This window comes from Phycicoccus sp. DTK01, assembly GCF_017312765.1.
GTDB classification, from domain to species: Bacteria; Actinomycetota; Actinomycetes; order Actinomycetales; family Dermatophilaceae; genus Phycicoccus; species Phycicoccus jejuensis.
In genome coordinates this window covers 1-18,033 of the sequence record NZ_BOPU01000006.1, presented here as the reverse complement: position 1 = coordinate 18,033, position 18,033 = coordinate 1, and the positions used below count along the sequence as shown (strand labels likewise).

Here is an 18,033-nt window from a genome sequence, read left to right as displayed (position 1 = left end):
AAACCCGCGGCGCTCCCGGCGCCACTAGCCTGCTCGCCATGGCCGAGACCACGACCACCGCCGACGCGGGCCCCACGCACCCGGGCTTCCTCGAGCGGTTCTTCCACATCCACCAGCGCGGCTCCACCGTGGGCCGTGAGGTCCGCGGTGGCGTCGCCACCTTCTTCACGATGGCGTACATCGTCGTCCTCAACCCGCTGATCCTCGGCTACGTCCAGGACGCAGACGGCAAGTTCCTCGGTGGCGGCGACGCCCCGAACCTCGCCGCCATCGCGGCGGGCACCGCCCTCGTCGCGGGCGTGCTGACCATCCTCATGGGTGTCGTCGCGAACTTCCCGCTCGCGCTGGCCACCGGCCTCGGCCTCAACGCCTTCGTGGCCTACGCGATCGCGAGCAAGATGACCTGGGCCGACGCGATGGGCCTCGTGGTCCTCGAGGGCATCGTCATCCTCGTCCTCGTGCTCACCGGGTTCCGGCAGGCGGTCTTCCACGCCGTGCCGGCCCAGCTGAAGACCGCGATCTCGGTGGGCATCGGCCTGTTCATCGCGCTCATCGGCCTCGTCGACGCGGGCTTCGTGCGGCGCACGGGGGCGGGCACGGTGCCGGTCGAGCTCGGCGTCGGCGGGCAGCTCGCCGGCTGGCCGACCCTCGTCTTCGCCCTGGGCGTGGTCCTCATCGTCGCCCTGTGGGTGCGCAAGGTCCGCGGCGCGATCATCATCTCGATCATCGCGATGACCGTCGTGGCCTTCGTCGTCGAGGCGATCGCCAAGGTCGGGCCCACCGTCGTCGGGCAGAACGCGGACGGGACGAACAAGATCAACCCGCTCGGCTGGAACCTCAACGTGCCGGCGTGGCCGGACGTCGTCGACCCGATCAACTTCGGGACGCTCGGCGAGTTCAACCTGCTGGGGTCCTTCGAGCGCGTCGGCGTCGTCGCGGCCGTGCTGCTCGTCTTCACCCTCATGCTCGCCGACTTCTTCGACACGATGGGCACGATGACGGCCATCGGCGCCGAGGCGGGTCTGCTCGACGAGGAGGGCAACCCGCCGGGCACCCAGCGCATCCTCGTCGTCGACTCCGTCGCGGCCGCGGCGGGTGGCGCCGCGGGCGTCTCGTCGAACACCTCGTACATCGAGTCGGCGTCCGGTGTGGGCGAGGGCGCCCGCACCGGTCTGGCGTCGGTCGTCACGGGCGTGCTGTTCCTCGTCGCGGTCGTCTTCGCCCCGCTCGTCAAGATCATCCCCAACGAGGCCGCCGTCCCCGCGCTCGTCCTCGTCGGCTTCCTCATGATGCAGCAGGTCAAGGAGATCGCCTGGGACGACGTCGAGATCGCCATCCCGGCCTTCCTGACGATCATCCTCATGCCGTTCACCTACTCGATCACCGCGGGCATCGGTGCGGGCTTCGTCGTCTACGTCCTCATCAAGGTCGTGCGCGGCAAGGTCCGCCAGGTCCACCCGATGATGTGGCTGACGGCCCTGCTCTTCGTCGTCTACTTCTTCATCGAGCCGATCACCGAGGTCGTCGCCGGCTGACCCCGAGCCGCCCCCCGAGGCGCCCGTCCCGCACCCCGCGGGGCGGGCGCCTCGACGTCCGGCGGGCTTGCGTGCGGATGCGGCCCCACGGCGCCGCCGGCGGTGGAATAGTTAGCCACGGTAATGAGTTGTGCTAACTACCGATGACGACCACCGCTGGAGAACACCGTGCCCGCACCCGCCCCGACGATGACCCGTACGCAGAAGGACCGCCTGACGAGCGACCTGCGCATGGTGTGCATGCGCATCTCGCGCCGGGTGCGCTTCGAGAGCTCGACCGACCTGGCGCCGCACCAGTTCTCCGCGCTCGTGCGCCTCGAGGACGGCCCGCGGACGCCGAAGGAGGTCGCCGAGATCGAGCAGGTGTCGGCGCCCAGCATGAGCCGCACGGTCAACGGGCTGGTCGAGCGCGGGCTCGTCGCCCGGGCGGACGACCCGACGGACGGCCGGCAGGTCATCCTCTCGCTGACCAAGGAGGGGCGCCGGGCCATCCGCGAGACCCGCAGGCGCCGCGACCAGTGGCTGGCGACGCGCCTGGAGCGGCTGACCGACGACGAGCGGGCGCTCCTCGCCGACGCGACCGCGCTGCTCGAACGGGTGGCCGCCGAATGAGCCCCACCTTCACCTCGCTCGAGATCCGCAACTACCGGCTGTGGTTCCTCGGCGGCTTCGTCTCCAACGTCGGCACCTGGATCGGGCGCGTCGGCCAGGACTGGCTCGTCCTCACCGTGCTGACCGCCGGCTCCGCGACGGCGCTCGGCATCGTCACCGGGCTGCAGTTCCTCCCGTTCCTCCTCCTCGCGCCGTGGACCGGGCTCATCGCCGACCGCTTCTCGCGGCGCAGGATCCTCCTCGTGACCCAGAGCATGCTCGCGCTGACGAGCCTGGTGCTCGGGGTGCTCGCCGTGACGGGCGCCGCGCAGCTGTGGCACGTCTACGCGATCGCCCTCGTGCAGGGCGTGACGACGGCCATCGACAACCCGGCGCGGCAGGTCATCGTCTCCGAGATGGTGCCGCCCGAGAAGCTGTCGAACGCGGTCGCGCTCAACTCGGCGTCCTTCAACGCGGGCCGGCTCATCGGGCCGGGGGCCGCGGGCCTCATCATCGCGTGGTGGGGCACCGGCGAGGCGCTCCTGCTCAACACCCTGACCTTCGTCTTCGTGCTCGCCGCGCTGGCGATGCTCAACGTCTCGCAGCTGCGCTCGCCGCGCCGGGCCAAGGGTCGCGGCGGCATCCGCGAGGGCTTCGCCTACGTCAAGCAGCGGCGCGACATCCAGCTCGTCATGCTGCTCGTCTTCGTGCTCGGGACGTTCGGGATGAACTTCCAGATCACGATGGCGCTCATGGCCACGAAGGTCTTCGACAAGGGCGCCGGCGAGTTCGGGCTGCTCGGGTCGATCATGGCCGTCGGGTCGCTGACCGCCGCGCTGCTCTCGGCCCGGCGCAAGGAGCCGCGCCTGCGGGTGCTGCTCCTCGCGCTCGTCGGGTTCACCCTGTCGGCCACCGCGGCCGCCTCGGCGCCCTCGTACTGGCTGTTCGCGCTGGCGCTCGTGCCGGTCGGCCTCACCGCCCTCACGGCGATGACGACGGCCAACGCGATGGTCCAGACCCGCGTCGCCCCGGAGATGCGCGGCCGGGTCATGGCCCTCTACATGGCGATCTTCATGGGCGGCACGCCGGCCGGCGCCCCGCTCATCGGGTGGATCTCGGAGCAGTTCGGGCCGCGCTGGACCATCGGCATCGGGGCGGTCGCCGTCGGGCTGGCCCTGGTCGGTGTGTCGTTCTGGCTGGCCCGGGCGGAGAATGTCCGGGTGAGCTACGAGTCGCAGCGCCGCCCCCGCGTCAGCGTGACGACGGTGCCCAGCGCCGAGGACCGGGACGACAGCCGCGTGCCCGTGCCGGAGCCGGCCCGGTGACGCCGCTGTTCCGCCGCCGGATGACGCTCGGGGTGCTCGCGGTGCTCGTCGTCGTGGCGGTCGTCTACGCCGTCATGGGTCGCTGACCGACCCGCCGCTCAGCCGAGGGCGCGGTCGAGGGCCGCGGCGACCTCCGGCCGCAGGGTGCGGGCGAACGCCGTCGTCATGTGCCCGTGGTCGAAGTAGGCGATGAGGCCACCGACGACGACGTGGCAGCGCTCGGCGTCGCAGAACCGGTCCGTCGGGTCGAGGAGCGTGACGTCCTGGGAGGTGTCCCGCCCGGCAGCGACGGCGAGCGGGTCGGGCTCCAGCGCCTCCGCCCGGGGGTTGGCGCAGGCGGCGGGGTCGCCCTCGTGCTGCGCCACGCAGTCCGGGCCGTTGTCGACCGCCGACGGGACGTCGCGCACCACGACGACCCGGACGCCGGCGTCGGTGAGCCGCGCCAGGGTGCGGGCGTAGGCCGCCTCGAGCACCGGCTGGCGCCGGTCCTCGGGGACGTCGCGCGGCGGGCGGAAGGTGCGGTTGCTCAGGACGACGACGTCGTAGTTGCCGCGCCCGACGGCGTCGAGCGCCCAGTCGGTCCACTGCCGGCAGGTCGTGGTCAGCCGGTCGGTGCCCGGGCCGAAGTCGAGCGGGACGTCGACCGGGTAGCACTCGGAGACGAGGTAGGTGTCCAGCCGGCCACCGCGAGCGAGGACCTCGGGGGACAGAGCGGGCTCCCAGTGCCCGGCGTGGCTGTTGCCCAGCAGGGCCACGCGCAGGTCGGCGGCCTCCGGCCCGTACGAGCAGACCCGGTGCCGCGTGTACGGCCGGTTGGACCAGCAGTCGTCGGCGTACAGGCGTGAGCGGTCGGCCGCGGCGGAGGCGGGGGAGCTGAGCAGCCGCTCGCCCTCGACCGGCGTGCACCCCTGGCGCAGGGCGGCGGCCCCCACGCAGTCGTCCCCGATGGCCCCGGCCAGCGAGCGGGCCTCGGCGGCGCGCGCCTCGTCGGCCCGGACCACGACACCCACCCCCACACCGGCGAAGAGGACGGCGCTCGCCGCGGCGAGCGCGAAGCTGAGGCGCAGGCTGCCGACGAGGCGTGGTGAACGGCGGGCGGGGTCCTCGACGAACCGCTTGGTGAGGGCGGCGGCGAGCAGGACCGCCGCGACGGCGAGCAGCTTCTCGACCCAGGTCAGGTCGCGGCCGAGGGCGTACGGGGCGATGACGACGACCGGCCAGTGCCAGAGGTAGACCGAGTAGGAGAGGTCGCCGAGGACCTGCGCCGGTCGCCGCGAGAGCAGCAGACGGGGGGAGCCCGGCACGTCGTCGCCCGCGGCGGCGATGACGAGCACGGCGCCCACGGTCGGCAGCAGGGCCGCGTACCCCGGGAAGTCGGTGGCCCCGCTGAACAGGACGGTGGCGGCGGCCACCATCGCCAGGCCCAGCCAGCCGGCGACGGCCCGGGGCAGCGCGGCGCGCATCCGCCACCCACGGTGGGCCGCCACCGCGAGCAGCGAGCCCAGCCCGAGCTCCCAGATGCGGGTGTGCGTGACGAAGTACGCGCCCGCCGGGTCCGCGGAGGTGAGCACGACCGAGGCGACGAACGAGGCCGCGGTGACGACGAGGAGGCCGCTCGCCCGCCACATCAGCGGGCGGCGCCGCCCGACGAGCCCGAGGACGGCGAGCAGGACCGGCCACAGCACGTAGAACTGCTCCTCGACCGAGAGCGACCAGTAGTGCTGCACCGGGCTGGGCGCGTTATCGGCCGCGAGGTAGTCGGTGGCCGAGCCGGCCAGCGCCCAGTTCTCGAGGGACAGCGCGGAGGCGCCGATCTCGCGGGCGACACCCGGCAGCAGGGACGACGGCATCCACGCGAGGGAGGCGAGCAGCGTCGCGAGCAGCACCACGGACGCCGCGGGCAGCAGGCGCCGCACCCGTCGCGCCCAAAACACGGCGAGGTCCCTCGGCCCGGACGGCGGGCGGGTCAGCAGGTGCGAGGAGATGAGGAACCCGGAGATGACGAAGAAGACGTCGACCCCGACGTAGCCGCCGGTCAGGCCGCCCGGCCAGAAGTGGTAGACGAGCACGACGAGGACCGCGACGGCGCGCAGGCCCTGGATGTCGGACCGGACCGCGGTGGGTGGCGCGGGCGTCGCGGGCGGTGCCGACGCGGGGGCAGGGGTGGGCATGGCGGGTGGGTGCCTCGTGCACAGGGGTGGGGTGGTGGGGCGCCGACCATCGTAGGACCGCCCCGACCCCGCCAGGACCCCGCGAGCCGCCCCGCCCGCCGGGGTCGGCGGGCGGGGCGGCTCGGGGGTGCGTCGGGGCCGGCCCGTGAGCGGGCCGGCGCGAGGGGTCAGGCCAGGCGCTCGACCACGTGCTCGACCGAGGCGATGAGGCGGCTCACGTCCTCCGGCTCGACGGCCGGGAAGCAGGCGACGCGCAGCTGGTTGCGGCCGAGCTTGCGGTACGGCTCGACGTCGACGACGCCGTGCGCCCGCAGGGTCTTCGCGACCGCCGAGGCGTCGACCGCGTCGTCGAAGTCGATGGTCGCGACGACCTGGCTGCGGTGGGAGGGGTCGGTGACGTAGGGGCTCGTGTACTCGGTGCGCTCGGCCCACTCGTAGAGGCGCCCGCTGGAGTCGGCGGTGCGGCCGGTGGCCCAGTCGAGGCCGCCGTTCTCGTTGAGCCACTCGACCTGGTTGGCGAGCATCGCGAGGGTCGCGACGGCCGGGGTGTTGTACGTCTGGTCCTTGCGCGAGTTGTCGATCGCGGTCGGGAGGCTGAAGAAGTCGGGCACCCAGCGGCCGGAGGCGGCGATCTCGTCGACCCGGGCCAGCGCCGCGGGCGAGAAGAGGCCGAGCCAGAGGCCGCCGTCGGAGGCGAAGGACTTCTGCGGCGCGAAGTAGTAGACGTCGGCCTGCGAGACGTCGACCGGGAGGCCGCCGGCGCCCGAGGTGGCGTCGACGAGCAGGAGCGCGTCGTCGTCGGCGCCCTCGACCCGGCGGACCGGGGCCATCACGCCGGTGCTGGTCTCGTTGTGCGCCCACGCGTAGGTGTCGACACCGGCCTCGGCGACCGGGTCCGGGCGGCTGCCCGGCTCGCTCGTGATGATCGTCGGGTCGCCGAGGAAGGGCGCCTTCTTCGTGACGGAGCCGAACTTGCTCGAGAACTCGCCGAACGCGAGGTGCTGGGCGCGGTCGCGGACCAGGCCGAAGGCGGCGATGTCCCAGAACGCGGTCGAGCCGCCGTTGCCGAGGACCACCTCGTAGCCCTCGGGGAGGTCGAAGAACGTCGCGAGGCCCTCGCGGACCGACTTCACGAGGTTCTTGACCGGGGCCTGGCGGTGCGAGGTGCCGAGCACCGTGCGACCGATGGCGGCGAGGGCCTCCACCTGCGCCGGGCGGACCTTGGAGGGTCCGGACCCGAAGCGACCGTCGTGGGGCAGCAGGTCGGCGGGGATGGTGATCTGGGCGTCGCTCACGTGTCTCTCCGTGGTCGGGTCGGGCCGTCTGGGCGTTCCCATCCTCACCGACGCTGCCCACATGGTGAGCGGCGGGTCCAGTCCGTGGTCGTGACGACCCCCGGTCGCTCAGCGCACGGTGCCGCCGAGCCATCGGCTGCCGTACCCGGACGGGCCCCCGGAGGTGACCGACAGGGCGCCGCTCAGGCTGCGACCGGCGAGCAGGTAGCTGCCGTCGGGCCGCGAGACGATGTCGCCCGCGGAGGTCCAGCGCGAGGGTGTGGCGACGACGAGCGACCCGCGCTGCACGACGACGGCCCCGTCGGCGGCGACCCCGACGGCCAGGCGCGGTCGCCCCGGCCACACGTCTCCGAGGGCGCGGTCGGACCAGCCGGAGAGCCCGTCGGACCGGAAGGCCCAGGTCCCGAGGGTGGCGGTCGGCGAGAACTCGCGCTCGGTGCTCGCGCCGGACAGGCTGCGCCCGGTGACGGTGACGACCCCACGGGCGGGGTCGGCGGCCGCGGACAGCCCCGAGGTGAACGTCCCGCCGACGTACGTCCAGGCTCCCCAGCGGGCGCCGTCGAAGTGCCGGCGGTTGGGGTGCCCCGCGGGGGAGAGCGCGAAGACGTCGAGCGTGCCGTCGCCGAGGGAGGTGACGTGCTGGGTGATGACCGAGCCGCCGAGGTCGGTCGAGCCCAGCCGCCGGCCCCCCGAGAACCAGGAGTGCACGACGCCCCCGGACGCGGAACGGGTCACGAGGTCGACGCGGCCGGCCCGCGAGGAGGCGGCCGAGGGCGCATTCGTCGTCGTGACGCCGGTGGCGGCGCCCGCCGCCCACGACGCGCCGTCGTCGGTGCTGCGGCGCAGCAGCACGGCGTCCCCGGTGCTGCGGTAGAAGAGGTCGACCTCGGAGCCGGTCCGGGCCAGCGCCACGCCGGTGGGCGAGACGAGCCTCCCCCCGGCGACGGCGGGCGGCTTCGCGGTCGGGGCGACCCGGACGATGCGGTCGTCGGTCCCGTTGGACGTCGTGAACCACAGGGCGCCGTCGGGTCCCTCGACCATCGCCCGGATGCGCCCGAAGCCCTGCGCCTGGGGCAGCGGGACCACCTGGACGACGCGGCTCGCCGACGGCGTCGGGTCCATCCGCATGAGCGAGATGCCCTCGCCCTTGAGCAGCGCGACGGCGAGGCTGCCGCGCCAGGCGCCCCAGGCCGGCGAGGAGAGGAAGGTCGCCCCGCTCGTCGCGACGGTCGGGGACCCCGAGGACCACATCGCCCGGCGGGCCGACGGGAACTTCGTGAGGTCGGTCATCGGGCGGGACTCGTCGTACCCGGGCACCGGGTCCCAGCCGTAGTTCGCCCCCTTGACGAGGAGGTTGACCTCGTCGTCGCGGCTCGTGCCGTGCTCGACGGACCACATCTCGCTCGTGCCGGGGCGCAGCGCCAGGCCCTGGACGTTGCGGTGGCCGGAGGTCCAGACGTAGCGGGCGTTGCCGCCGCGCGCGACGTACGGGTTGTCCGCGGGGATGCTGCCGTCGGCGTTCACGCGCAGGACCTTGCCGCCGAGCGAGGAGAGGTTCTGCGGGTTGGTGCCGACCGCCGCGTCACCGGTGCCGACGTAGAGCTTCCCGTCGGCGCCGAAGCGCAGCCGGCACCCGGAGTGGCGCCCGCTCGAGAGGGGCAGACCGGTGACGACCGGGGCGCCGTCGGAGGTGGCCGACGTGTCGCTCGTGAGGCGCCAGCGCAGGACGCGCACGTCGAGCGGCCGGCCGGCCCCGTCGCGGACCGCCTGGCAGGTGTAGAAGCGGCGGTTGGTCGCGGCCGCGGGGTCGGCGACCATCCCGAGCAGGCCGCCCTCGCTCTCGGCGAAGATCGACGGGAACCCGCTGAGGCGCACCTGCCGCGGCGCCGCCGACCCGCGCCTGCTCCACACGGTGCCCGCCCGCTGGTCGAAGAGCATGAGGTCGCCGACCCACGTGAGGTCCCACGGGATGCTCAGGCCGCGGACGACGGTCGTCACCTGCACCGAGGGGGCGGCGACCGCGGTGGGTGCGGGCGCCGCCACCGTCAGCGCAGCGGCGCCCAGGAGGGCGGCGACGAGGGCCAGCGGGGACGCGGTGCGGGGACGGGGCACGGGACCTCCCGGGGCCGTGGCCGGCGCACGTGGCCGACCTGCCCGGCGAGCGTACGTCCGCGTGCCCCGGCCCGCGAGCGGGAGCGCGCCGCCTCAGTCCTTGGCGCGGTAGCCCGCGACCTCCGAGAGGGGACGCTCGCCCGGGCCGACGTAGCGCGAGCTCGGGCGGATGAGGCGGCCGGTGCGCTTCTGCTCGAGGATGTGCGCCGACCAGCCGGCGGTGCGGGCGGCGACGAACAGCGGCGTCATCATGTCGCCCGGGACCTCGGCGAAGTCGAGGAGGACCGCGGCCCAGAAGTCGACGTTGGTCTCCATCCGGCGCTCGGGGTAGCGCTCGGCGAGCTCGGCGATGGCCGCCTTCTCGAGCTCGAGCGCGACCTCGTAGCGCGGGGCGCCGAGCCGCTTGCAGGTGTCGCGGAGCACGGCGGCGCGCGGGTCGTAGGCCCGGTAGACGCGGTGCCCGAAGCCCATGAGGCGCTCCTTGCGGTCGAAGACGCCCTTGACGTACTTGACCGCGTCGCCCGTCTGCTCGACGCCCTCGATCATGTGCTGCGCCCGGCTCGGGGCGCCGCCGTGCAGCGGCCCGGACAGGGCGCCGATCGCGCCGGAGAGGCAGGCGGCGACGTCGGCGCCGGTCGAGGCGATGACGCGCGCGGTGAAGGTCGAGGCGTTGACGCCGTGCTCGGCCGCGGAGATGAAGTAGGCGTCGATGGCCTCGACGTGCTTCGGGTCCGGCTCGCCGCGCCAGCGGATCATGAACCGCTCGGGGATGGTGCGGCCCTTGTCGACCTCGGACTGCGGGACCATCGGGCGGCCCTGGCCGTGGGCGGACTGGCCGATGAACGAGATCGCCATGACCGAGGCGCGGGCGAGGTCGTCGCGGGCCTGCGCGTCGTCGATGTCGAGGAGCGGCTCGAACCCCCAGACGGTGGCCAGCTGGGCGATGGCCGACTGGACGTCGACCCGGATGTCGCCGGTGTGCACCGGCAGCGGGAAGGGCTCGGCGGGCGGCAGGCCCGGGTCCATCTCGCCGTCGACGAGGAGCCCCCATACCTGCCCGAAGGACACGGTGCCGACGAGGTCGTTGATGTCGACCCCGCGGTAGCGCAGCGCCCCGCCCTCCTTGTCGGGCTCGGCGATCTCGCTCTCGAAGGCGATGACGCCCTCGAGTCCGGGATAGAAGTTCGGGTCGTCCGTGGTGCTGGGCATCGAATCCCCGTTCGCTCGTCGTCCTTGTCGGGCTGGCCCATTGTGCACGGCGGGGTGCCCGGGCCGGACCGGTTGGACCGGTCGGTGGGACGGTGTCGTCGGCGGCCGGTCGTGCGGCCCGCCGAACGGCCCGCCGGACGGTCAGCCGGCGCGGGGGTCGCGCACCGCCATGTCGGGGGAGCCGGCGTCGCGGATCTCGAAGAGCTCCGAGGCCTCGATGAGCTTGCTCAGCTTCGCGTAGCCGTAGTTGCGCGAGTCGAACGAGGACTGGTTGGAGATGCGCTGGCCGACCGTGCCGATCTTCGCCCAGCCCGAGTCGTCGGCCGCGCTCTCCACGGCCCGGCGCAGCAGCGCGACGAGCCGGTTGTCGCCCCGCAGCTGGGCGCGGGTCGCGCGCTCGGGGGGCGGGTTGCCGTTCTTCGCGCTGGCACGGGTGGTCCTGGCCGGGGCCTTGGCCGCCTTCGTGGCCTTCGCGGTGGTCCGGCGCGGGGCGTCCGCGTCCGTGTCGTCGTCCGCGACGGTGGCGACGGTCGCCGTGCCGGCCGTCGTGGCCTTCTTCGTCGCCCGGCGGGGGCTGCGGGTGGTCGCCGCCTCGGTGGCCGCCTCGTCCGTGGTGTCCGCGGCGTCGGTCGCGTCCGCCTGGCCGCTCGGGGCCGAGAGCCGGTCGAGGACGAGGAAGCGGGTGCAGGCGCTCTGGAACGGCGCCGGCGTCTTGGAGTCCCCGAACCCGTAGACCGCGACGCCGTGCTCGCGCAGGTGCATGACGAGCGGGGTGAAGTCGGAGTCCGACGAGACGATGGCGAAGGCGTCCGGCCGCTGCGTGTGGAGGATCTCGACCGCGTCGACCGCGAGGGCCATGTCGCTGGCGTTCTTGCCCTTGGAGGGGTCGAACTGCTGCATCGGCCGGATCGCGTTCTCGTGGAGGATCTCCTGCCAGCCCTTGAGCTCGGACTTGGTCCAGTTGCCGTAGGCGCGGCGGATGGTCGTCTCGCCGAGGCCGGCCAGCTCGTTGAGGATGACGTCGAGCCGGCGGGCGCGGGCGTTGTCGGCGTCGATGAGCAGCGCGATCCGCGCGTCGTCCGTCATGGTCGCGAGGCTACGCGGGCGCACCGCGCGGCGGGGCCGGTCCGTCCCGTGGGGGATGATGCGCCGGTGCTGCGCTCCCTCCTCCCGGACCTCACCCCTTTCCGGGAGAACCGGGACTACCGGCGGCTGTGGACCGGGTTCACGCTGTCGAACGTCGGCTCGCAGATGGCGGTCGTCGCGGTCGGGCTGCAGGTCTACGACCTCACGGGCTCGACGGCGTCGGTGGGCCTCGTCGGGCTCTTCGCGCTCGTCCCGCTCGTCGTCATGGGCCTCTACGGCGGCGCGCTCGCCGACCACCACGACCGCCGGCTCGTCGGTCTCGTCGCGACGCTGGTCGCCAGCGCGACGAGCCTCGTCGCGGCCGCCCAGGCGTGGGCCGGCAACACGTCGGTCTGGCTGCTCTACGGCATCGTCGCGGTCTGGAACGGCGCCTTCGCCGTCTCGTCGCCGGCGCGCACGAGCATCTACCCGCGCATCCTCGAGCCGGCGCAGCTGCCGGCCGCCAACGCGCTGTCGGTCTTCGCGATGAACACGGCGATGACGGCCGGGCCGCTGCTCGCCGGCGTGCTCGTGGACCGGGGCGGCTACCGGCTGGCCTACACCGCGGACGCCGTGCTCACCCTCGCCGCGGTGACGAGCCTCTGGCGGCTGCACCCGATCCCGCCCGACCGCTCCGACGCCGGGGACGACGGGCCGCGGCGGGTGGGGCTGCGCTCGGTGCTCGACGGGTTCGGGTTCCTGCGCACGGCCCCCAACGTGCGGATGACCTTCGTCGCCGACATCGCGGCGATGCTGCTCGCGCAGCCACGCGTGCTGTTCCCGGCGGCCGGGGCGGTGATCCTCGGGGGCGGCGCCACGACGGTCGGGGCGCTCTACGCGGCGACCGCCGTCGGGGGCATCCTCGCGATGACGCTCTCGGGCCGGCTCGGCGGCGTGCGCCGGCAGGGCCTGGCGATCATGGTGAGCGTCGCCGGCTGGGGCGTCGGCATCAGCGGGCTCGGCGTCGCGCTGCTCGCCGCCGACGGGCTCGTGTCGCGCGAGCACGCGCTGCTGCTGGCCCTCGCGGCGATGGCCGTCGCGGGTGCGGCCGACGCGGTGAGCGCCGTCTTCCGGACGACGATCCTCCAGTCCGCGGCGCCGGACCGGATGCGCGGGCGGCTGCAGGGCGTCTTCATCGTCGTCGTGGCCGGTGGCCCGCGGCTCGGCGAGCTCGCCGGGGGCGGGGTGGCCGAGCGCATCGGCGAGGGGTGGACCGCGGTGGGCGGCGGGCTCGCGTGCGTCGCCGCCGTCGTGCTGCTGTCGGTGTGGCAGCCCGGGTTCCTGCGCTACGACGCGCGGCGGCCGACCCCCTGAGCCGCAGGCCTGTACGGCGGGGACGGCGGTCGTGCCCAAGGCCGTTCGGGCCGGGGTGGCCCGTCCTAGGGTGGCGGCATGGACCCACGACGCATCGACTACTCCGGTGACGGGCTCGCCGAGGAGCAGCTGCTGGAGACCCCCTTCGCCCAGGTGAGCGCCTGGGTCGACGACGCGGTCCGGCGCTCGGACGAGCAGGGCGACGTCGTCGAGCCGCTGGCCGCGTCCGTCGCCACGGTCGACTCGACGGGGCACCCCAACGTCCGGACCGTGCTCCTGCGCTTCCTCGACGAGCAGGGGCCCGGCTTCGTCACGGCCCTGACCTCGACCAAGGGCCGCGAGCTGACGGCCACCCCGTACGCGGCCGCCGGGCTGACGTGGGCCGCGATGTACCGCGCGGTCCGGTTCCGCGGCAGGGCGGTCCAGCTCGAGCGCGACGCCGTCGAGGAGTACTGGGCGTCGCGGCCGTGGGGCTCGCGCATCTCGGCGTGGGCGTCGGACCAGTCGCGTCCGGTCGGCTCGCGCGAGGACCTCGAGGCCGCCTACCGTGCGCGGGCCGAGGAGTTCCCCGACCACGGGTCACCCGACGACGTGCCGCTGCCCGACTTCTGGGGCGGCTTCCGCATCGTCTGCGACGAGGTCGAGCTGTGGGCCGGCCGCCGCAACCGGCTGCACGACCGCATCGTCTACACGCGCGTCGGCGAGGGCGACCTGTCGGACGCCGCGTCGTGGGAGGTCTCGCGCCGCCAGCCGTGACCGGCCGGGCCGGGGCGGTGCTCAGCCGCGCTCGCGGACAGCCGTGAGGAACCCGGCGGCCTTGCGGCGCACCGACGCCGAGCGGTGGGTGGTCTGCACCTCGAGCAGGGCGACGACGTCGTCGGTGGCGACGTGCCCGTCGTGGTGCAGCCCGACGAGCGTGGCCATCGACTGCGCCGCGACGATCCAGTCGACGTCGGCGGTCCGCAGCCGGTCGGTGAGCCAGCGGACTGCCCTCGCCCGCTGGTCGTCGTCGAGGTCGAGGAGCGCGAGCAGCTGGGCGACGTGCCACTGGACGGACGGCTGCCCGCTGCGCGTCAGGTCGTCGAGGACGTGGGGGAGGTACGGCTGCCCGAGGGCCGGCCGCTCGCGGACGAGCTTCTCGACGGTGTCGACGGCGCGCATCCGGACCCACGGGTCGTCGTGGGAGATGCACGCGACGAGCTCGTCGAGGCGCGCGAGGTCGTCGCGCAGCAGCGCGAGCACCTCGCCGGCGCGCCCGAGCGAGTTCGAGCGGCCCCCGGCGGCGAGGACGTCGGCGAACGGCTCCACGCCGCCGAGCGTAGGCCCGGGTGCGCTGTGCGGGGGACGGGTGCGCCTCGCCCGGGAACGGTTGCGGGGTGAGGCGCGGCCGTATCGGGTGACCCGATACGCGAGGGACGGGTGGGGTGCGTGGAGGTGCGGGGTGGTGGGGGTGGGGCTGCGCCGGGTCAGGACGGGACGCGGTGGACCTTGTGCGGCGCGGCCTGGGCGCGGGGCTTGATGACGAGGAGGTCGACGTTGACGTGCGCCGGCCGGGTGGCGACCCACGCGACGGCGTCGGCGACGTCCTCGGCGACGAGCGGTCCGGGGACGCCCTCGTAGACCTTGTCGGCGCGTTCCCGGTCGCCGTCGAAGCGGGTGAGCGAGAACTCCTCGGTGTGCACCATGCCCGGCGCGACGAGGGTGATGCGCACCGGCTGGTCGACGAGCTCGAGCCGCAGCGTCTCGGTCATCACGTGGACCCCGTGCTTGGCGACGGTGTACCCGCCGCCGCCCTCGTAGGCGACGAGCCCGGCGACCGAGCCGACGTTGACGACGACGCCCTCGCCGTCCGCGACGAGCGCGGGCAGCAGCGCCTTGGTCACCTGCAACGTGCCGAGGACGTTCGTGTCGTACATCCGCCGCCACTTCTCGACGTCCGCGGCGGCGACGGGCTCGAGCCCGAGGGCGCCCCCGGCGTTGTTGACGAGGACCGCGACCCGGTCGCCGGCGGCCTGCACGAGCCGCTCGACGTCGGCGGGGACGGTGACGTCGCAGGTGACCGCGACGCCGTCGAGCTCGGCGGCGAGGGCCTCGACCCGGTCGGCGCGGCGCGCGGCGCAGACCACCCGGAAGCCGTCGGTGGCCAGCCGCCGGGCGGTGGCGGCGCCGATGCCGCTGCTCGCGCCGGTGACGACGGCGACGGGGCGATCCGCCCCGGTGGACGAGGTGCTCACGGCTGCTCCTTCGGGAGAACGGACGCGGGGTCGACGGCGACCCAGGTGGCCTCGGCGCGGCCGAGCATCTCGCCGTCGGGGGCGTGGAGGGTGCTGGCCGACCAGTGCCGGCGCCCCTCGGCGCCGCGCTGCCAGGCGGTGACGACGAGGCGCTCGCCCGGCGCCGGCACCCGCCAGACGCGGGCGGTCATCGTCCCGAGGACCATCGGCCGCCCGGCGATCCCGGCCGACCAGCCGCCGGGGCAGTCGAGCGCGGCCCAGACGACGGCGCGGTCGACGTCGTCCGGCACGGTCCACGGCGCCGCGTAGCGGCCGGTGCCGTCGTCGAGGGGGCCGGGGCGCAGCCTGAGGCCGTCGCCCTCGGCACGCCCGGTGCCGCAGGAGAAGCAGGTGGGGAAGGGGTGGTCGGCCGCGCCCTCGTAGCGGTCCTGCGCCGTCTCGGCCTCGTCCGGGGAGGCGGGGGAGGGCACGGGCTCGTCGAGCTCGGGGACCGCGGTCCCGGTCGCGACGAGGACGTCGCCGTCGAGCAGGCGCAGCACGGAGGTGCCGGTCAGCGGGTCCGGGTCGTCGCCGACGACGGCCATCGGCCGGTCCAGGGGCGGCGGCGCGGACAGGCGTACGCTCACGGCGGGCAGGGCGCCGGAGGTGCGGACGTGGGCGGCGAGCGAACCGCTCACCCACCCGCCGTTCCCGGACTCGGGGGGCCCGCAGAAACGGCGGGGGACGGTCAGCTCCACCCGGTCAACGTACCCACGCGCTCGCGGCCCGTCCTGTTGCGTGCGTCACGCGGACGTGGTTGTCTCGACGTAAACGATCTTGATGTCGAGAGACAGGAGGGCGGATGGGCGACGCGGAGTTCTCGCTGCGCCGGATCGCCGTGCCCGCCTTCGGACCGACGGCCCTGTGGTCGGTCGGCATCGGCGCGGTCCTGCCGGTCATCGCCCTCAGCGCCCGCGACCTCGGGGCCTCGGTCTCGGTGGCGGCGCTGTTCGTCGGCATCGGCACGGTCTCCGAGCTCGTCTCGGCGGTCCCCGCCGGCGTCGTCGTCGACCGGCTGGGGGAGCGGCGGGCCCTCGTGCTCGCCGGGCTCGCCGACGCGGCCGCCTCCCTGCTCGCGCTGCTCGCCCCGTCGCTGTGGGTCCTCGCGCTCGCCGTCGTGCTCACCGGGCCGACCGGTGCCGTCTTCCTCCTCGCCCGCCAGTCCTTCCTCACCGCCGCCGCGCCGGTCCACCTCCGGGCCCGGGCGATGTCGACGCTCGGCGGGGTCGCGCGGATCGGGCTGTTCGTCGGGCCGTTCATCGGTGCGCCCCTCGTCGCGGTCTTCTCGCCCCAGGCGGCCTTCGGGGTCGCGGTGGCGGGCGGGCTGGCCGCGGCGGCGCTGGCCGCGGCCTCCCCGGACCTCGGCGCGCACGCCCGCGGGTCGGGCGCCGAGGCGAGGGCGGAGCGCGTGCCGGTCCGCGAGGTCGCGCGGCGGCACCGGGCGGTCCTGCTCACCGTCGGGGTCGGGGTGCTGGCCATCGGCCTGGCCCGCTCCTCGCGGGTCGTCGTCGTCCCGCTGTGGGCCGAGCACGTCGGGCTCACCGCGGCGCAGACCTCCCTCGTCTTCGGGGTCGCCGGCCTCGTCGAGGTCCTCCTCTTCTACCCGGCGGGCTCGCTGATGGACCGCCGCGGGCGCATCTGGGTCGCCCTCCCCGTCACCGTGCTCCTCGGGATCGGCCTGCTCGTCCTCCCGCTGACGAGCACGCTCCTCGCGGTGGGGGCGGTGGCCGTCGTCATGGCGGTCGGCAACGGCCTGGGGTCCGGGATCGTCATGACGCTCGGCGCCGACGCCGCGCCGGAGCAGGGACGGGCGCCCTTCCTCGGCCTCTGGCGGCTCCTCTCGCTCGTCGGCCACAACGGCGCCTCGATCGTCGTCGGGGCGCTGGCGGCGGTCGCGTCCATCGGGGCCGCGAGCGTCACCGTCGGGGTCCTCACCGTGGCCGGCGGGGCGTGGCTGCTGCGCTGGCTGCCGCGCTACGAGCCCGAGCGCTGAGCGGCGCCGGACCGGTCGGCGCGGACGGGCCCGACGGCAGGTCAGATTAGGCTTGCCTGCGTGACCGACCTCATCGACACCACGGAGATGTACCTCCGCACCATCTTCGAGCTCGAGGAGGAGGGCATCACGCCGCTGCGGGCCCGGATCGCCGAGCGCCTCGGCCACTCGGGACCGACGGTGTCGCAGACCGTCGCCCGGATGGAGCGCGACGGCCTCCTCGCCGTCGCCGGCGACCGCCACCTCGAGCTGAGCGACGAGGGGCGCCTCCTCGCGACCCGGGTGATGCGCAAGCACCGGATCGCCGAGCGGCTGCTCGTCGACGTCATCGGCCTCGAGTGGGAGTACGTGCACGACGAGGCGTGCCGCTGGGAGCACGTGATGTCCGACCGCGTCGAGCGCAAGATCCTCGCGATCCTCCCCGACCACCTCGAGTCGCCCTACGGGAACCCGATCCCCGGCCTCGACGAGCTCGGCGAGTCCGGCGAGGTCGTCGACTTCCGCTCCGGGCTGCGCACCCTCGACGAGGTTGCCGGCGCCGAGACGCAGGCCGTCGTCGTGCGGCGGATCGGTGAGCCCGTGCAGGTCGACCACGAGGCGTTGTCCCTGCTCACGAGTGCCGGGCTGCTGCCCGGGCAGCCCGCGCGGGTGCGCCGCGACGGCGTCCGCGTCGTCGTCTTCCGCGAGGGCGCCGAGGAGGCCACCGGGGTGTCCCTGCCGGTCGACATCGCCGGCCACGTCTTCGTCGCCCCGGCCTGACCGGACGGCCCCCGTCGCGCTCGGTCGACCGGCCCCGGCGCGTTACCGAAACGTGACTTCGCGCGACGGCTCACGTACGGTGGCCGCTGAGCCGTACCCGCCCCGGAAGTAGATCTGCTGTGCCCTCACCCTCTCGTACCCCCGGTCGCCGCCGTGCGCCCGGCCGCGTCCGACGACTCCCCGACGGCCTCTCGCGCCGCGGTGCGTCGTGGGCCCTCAAGTCCGCCGCCGGCCTCTGCGTCGTCGGCGGTGCGGCCGTCGCCCTGACCGTCCCCGCCGAGCTCGCCGACGCCGAGACCGAGCCCACGACGGCGCTCGCCGCCGTCGACGC

General features: G+C 74.6%; 16 protein-coding genes. 8 read left to right on the top strand and 8 right to left on the bottom strand.

Going from position 1 to position 18,033, the window contains the following annotated elements:
- The first annotated feature begins 38 nt into the window (after positions 1-38).
- From J3473_RS13525 to J3473_RS13515, 3 genes are all read left to right on the top strand, one after another.
- A complete protein-coding gene (locus tag J3473_RS13525; RefSeq protein WP_207024223.1) occupies positions 39-1,535 on the top strand; it encodes an NCS2 family permease in 1,497 nt (498 codons plus the stop codon).
- A 168-nt stretch (positions 1,536-1,703) separates the two neighbouring features.
- Complete coding sequence (locus tag J3473_RS13520) at positions 1,704-2,147, top strand: MarR family winged helix-turn-helix transcriptional regulator (RefSeq protein ID WP_242525866.1); 444 nt, start codon at positions 1,704-1,706, stop codon at positions 2,145-2,147.
- Positions 2,144-3,451, top strand: a complete 1,308-nt coding sequence (locus J3473_RS13515; RefSeq protein WP_207024221.1) for an MFS transporter — start codon at positions 2,144-2,146, stop codon at positions 3,449-3,451. Before J3473_RS13520 ends, J3473_RS13515 begins: the two co-directional genes overlap by 4 nt.
- Positions 3,452-3,549: 98 nt before the next feature.
- Here J3473_RS13515 and J3473_RS13510 read toward each other — a convergent pair whose 3' ends face one another.
- The 5 genes from J3473_RS13510 to J3473_RS13490 all read right to left on the bottom strand — a co-directional run bounded on the left by J3473_RS13510 (position 3,550) and on the right by J3473_RS13490 (position 11,324).
- Positions 3,550-5,622: an acyltransferase family protein gene (locus J3473_RS13510; RefSeq protein ID WP_207024219.1), complete on the bottom strand. Its 2,073-nt coding sequence runs from the start codon at positions 5,620-5,622 to the stop codon at positions 3,550-3,552.
- Between the two features lie 167 nt (positions 5,623-5,789).
- Positions 5,790-6,917: a phosphoserine transaminase gene (gene serC / locus J3473_RS13505; protein ID WP_207024218.1), complete on the bottom strand. Its 1,128-nt coding sequence runs from the start codon at positions 6,915-6,917 to the stop codon at positions 5,790-5,792.
- A 108-nt stretch (positions 6,918-7,025) separates the two neighbouring features.
- A complete protein-coding gene (locus J3473_RS13500) occupies positions 7,026-9,029 on the bottom strand; it encodes a PQQ-dependent sugar dehydrogenase (RefSeq protein ID WP_207024215.1) in 2,004 nt (667 codons plus the stop codon).
- A gap of 93 nt (positions 9,030-9,122) precedes the next feature.
- Positions 9,123-10,238 (bottom strand): citrate synthase 2, encoded by a 1,116-nt coding sequence (locus tag J3473_RS13495; RefSeq protein ID WP_030528649.1) that lies wholly within the window; start codon positions 10,236-10,238, stop codon positions 9,123-9,125.
- 141 nt (positions 10,239-10,379) lie between these two features.
- Positions 10,380-11,324, bottom strand: coding sequence for an NYN domain-containing protein (locus J3473_RS13490; protein ID WP_242525865.1), 945 nt, complete (start codon positions 11,322-11,324; stop codon positions 10,380-10,382).
- Positions 11,325-11,390: 66 nt separating this feature from the next.
- Between J3473_RS13490 and J3473_RS13485 the strand changes: the two genes are divergently transcribed.
- Together J3473_RS13485 and pdxH are read left to right on the top strand one after the other, a co-directional pair.
- The gene (locus J3473_RS13485) at positions 11,391-12,677 is read left to right on the top strand and encodes an MFS transporter (protein WP_306790187.1); all 1,287 of its coding nucleotides are present in this window, start codon (positions 11,391-11,393) and stop codon (positions 12,675-12,677) included.
- 78 nt (positions 12,678-12,755) lie between these two features.
- The gene (gene pdxH / locus J3473_RS13480; protein WP_030528651.1) at positions 12,756-13,433 is read left to right on the top strand and encodes a pyridoxamine 5'-phosphate oxidase; all 678 of its coding nucleotides are present in this window, start codon (positions 12,756-12,758) and stop codon (positions 13,431-13,433) included.
- Positions 13,434-13,454: 21 nt separating this feature from the next.
- Here the strand turns inward: pdxH and J3473_RS13475 are convergent, their stop codons facing one another.
- The 3 genes from J3473_RS13475 to J3473_RS13465 all read right to left on the bottom strand — a co-directional run bounded on the left by J3473_RS13475 (position 13,455) and on the right by J3473_RS13465 (position 15,588).
- On the bottom strand, positions 13,455-13,985 hold the full coding sequence (locus J3473_RS13475) for a hypothetical protein (RefSeq protein WP_207024213.1): 531 nt from the start codon (positions 13,983-13,985) through the stop codon (positions 13,455-13,457).
- 158 nt (positions 13,986-14,143) lie between these two features.
- On the bottom strand, positions 14,144-14,911 hold the full coding sequence (locus tag J3473_RS13470; RefSeq protein WP_207024211.1) for an SDR family NAD(P)-dependent oxidoreductase: 768 nt from the start codon (positions 14,909-14,911) through the stop codon (positions 14,144-14,146).
- Complete coding sequence (locus J3473_RS13465) at positions 14,908-15,588, bottom strand: hypothetical protein (RefSeq protein ID WP_207024209.1); 681 nt, start codon at positions 15,586-15,588, stop codon at positions 14,908-14,910. Before J3473_RS13465 ends, J3473_RS13470 begins: the two co-directional genes overlap by 4 nt.
- Positions 15,589-15,752: 164 nt before the next feature.
- Here J3473_RS13465 and J3473_RS13460 point away from each other — a divergent pair, with 164 nt between their 5' ends.
- From J3473_RS13460 to J3473_RS13450, 3 genes are all read left to right on the top strand, one after another.
- Entirely contained in the window at positions 15,753-16,943 is a 1,191-nt protein-coding gene (locus J3473_RS13460; protein ID WP_207024207.1) for an MFS transporter, read from the top strand.
- Positions 16,944-17,003: 60 nt separating this feature from the next.
- Positions 17,004-17,702 carry a metal-dependent transcriptional regulator gene (locus J3473_RS13455; protein WP_030528656.1) on the top strand — a complete coding sequence of 233 codons (699 nt, stop codon included), beginning with the start codon at positions 17,004-17,006 and terminating at the stop codon, positions 17,700-17,702.
- A gap of 119 nt (positions 17,703-17,821) precedes the next feature.
- Positions 17,822-18,033, top strand: a 212-nt coding sequence (locus J3473_RS13450; RefSeq protein ID WP_207024204.1) for a hypothetical protein, incomplete at its 3' end; no start/stop codon positions are given.

Bases quoted from the DNA above. Each gene is read 5' to 3' on its own strand.
- J3473_RS13525 (WP_207024223.1), top strand. From the start codon at position 39: ATGGCCGAGACCACGACCACCGCCGACGCGGGCCCCACGCACCCGGGC.
- J3473_RS13515 (WP_207024221.1), top strand. From the start codon at position 2,144: ATGAGCCCCACCTTCACCTCGCTCGAGATCCGCAACTACCGGCTGTGG.
- J3473_RS13510 (WP_207024219.1), bottom strand. From the start codon at position 5,622: ATGCCCACCCCTGCCCCCGCGTCGGCACCGCCCGCGACGCCCGCGCCA.
- J3473_RS13495 (WP_030528649.1), bottom strand. From the start codon at position 10,238: ATGCCCAGCACCACGGACGACCCGAACTTCTATCCCGGACTCGAGGGC.
- J3473_RS13490 (WP_242525865.1), bottom strand. From the start codon at position 11,324: ATGACGGACGACGCGCGGATCGCGCTGCTCATCGACGCCGACAACGCC.
- pdxH (WP_030528651.1), top strand. From the start codon at position 12,756: ATGGACCCACGACGCATCGACTACTCCGGTGACGGGCTCGCCGAGGAG.
- J3473_RS13460 (WP_207024207.1), top strand. From the start codon at position 15,753: ATGGGCGACGCGGAGTTCTCGCTGCGCCGGATCGCCGTGCCCGCCTTC.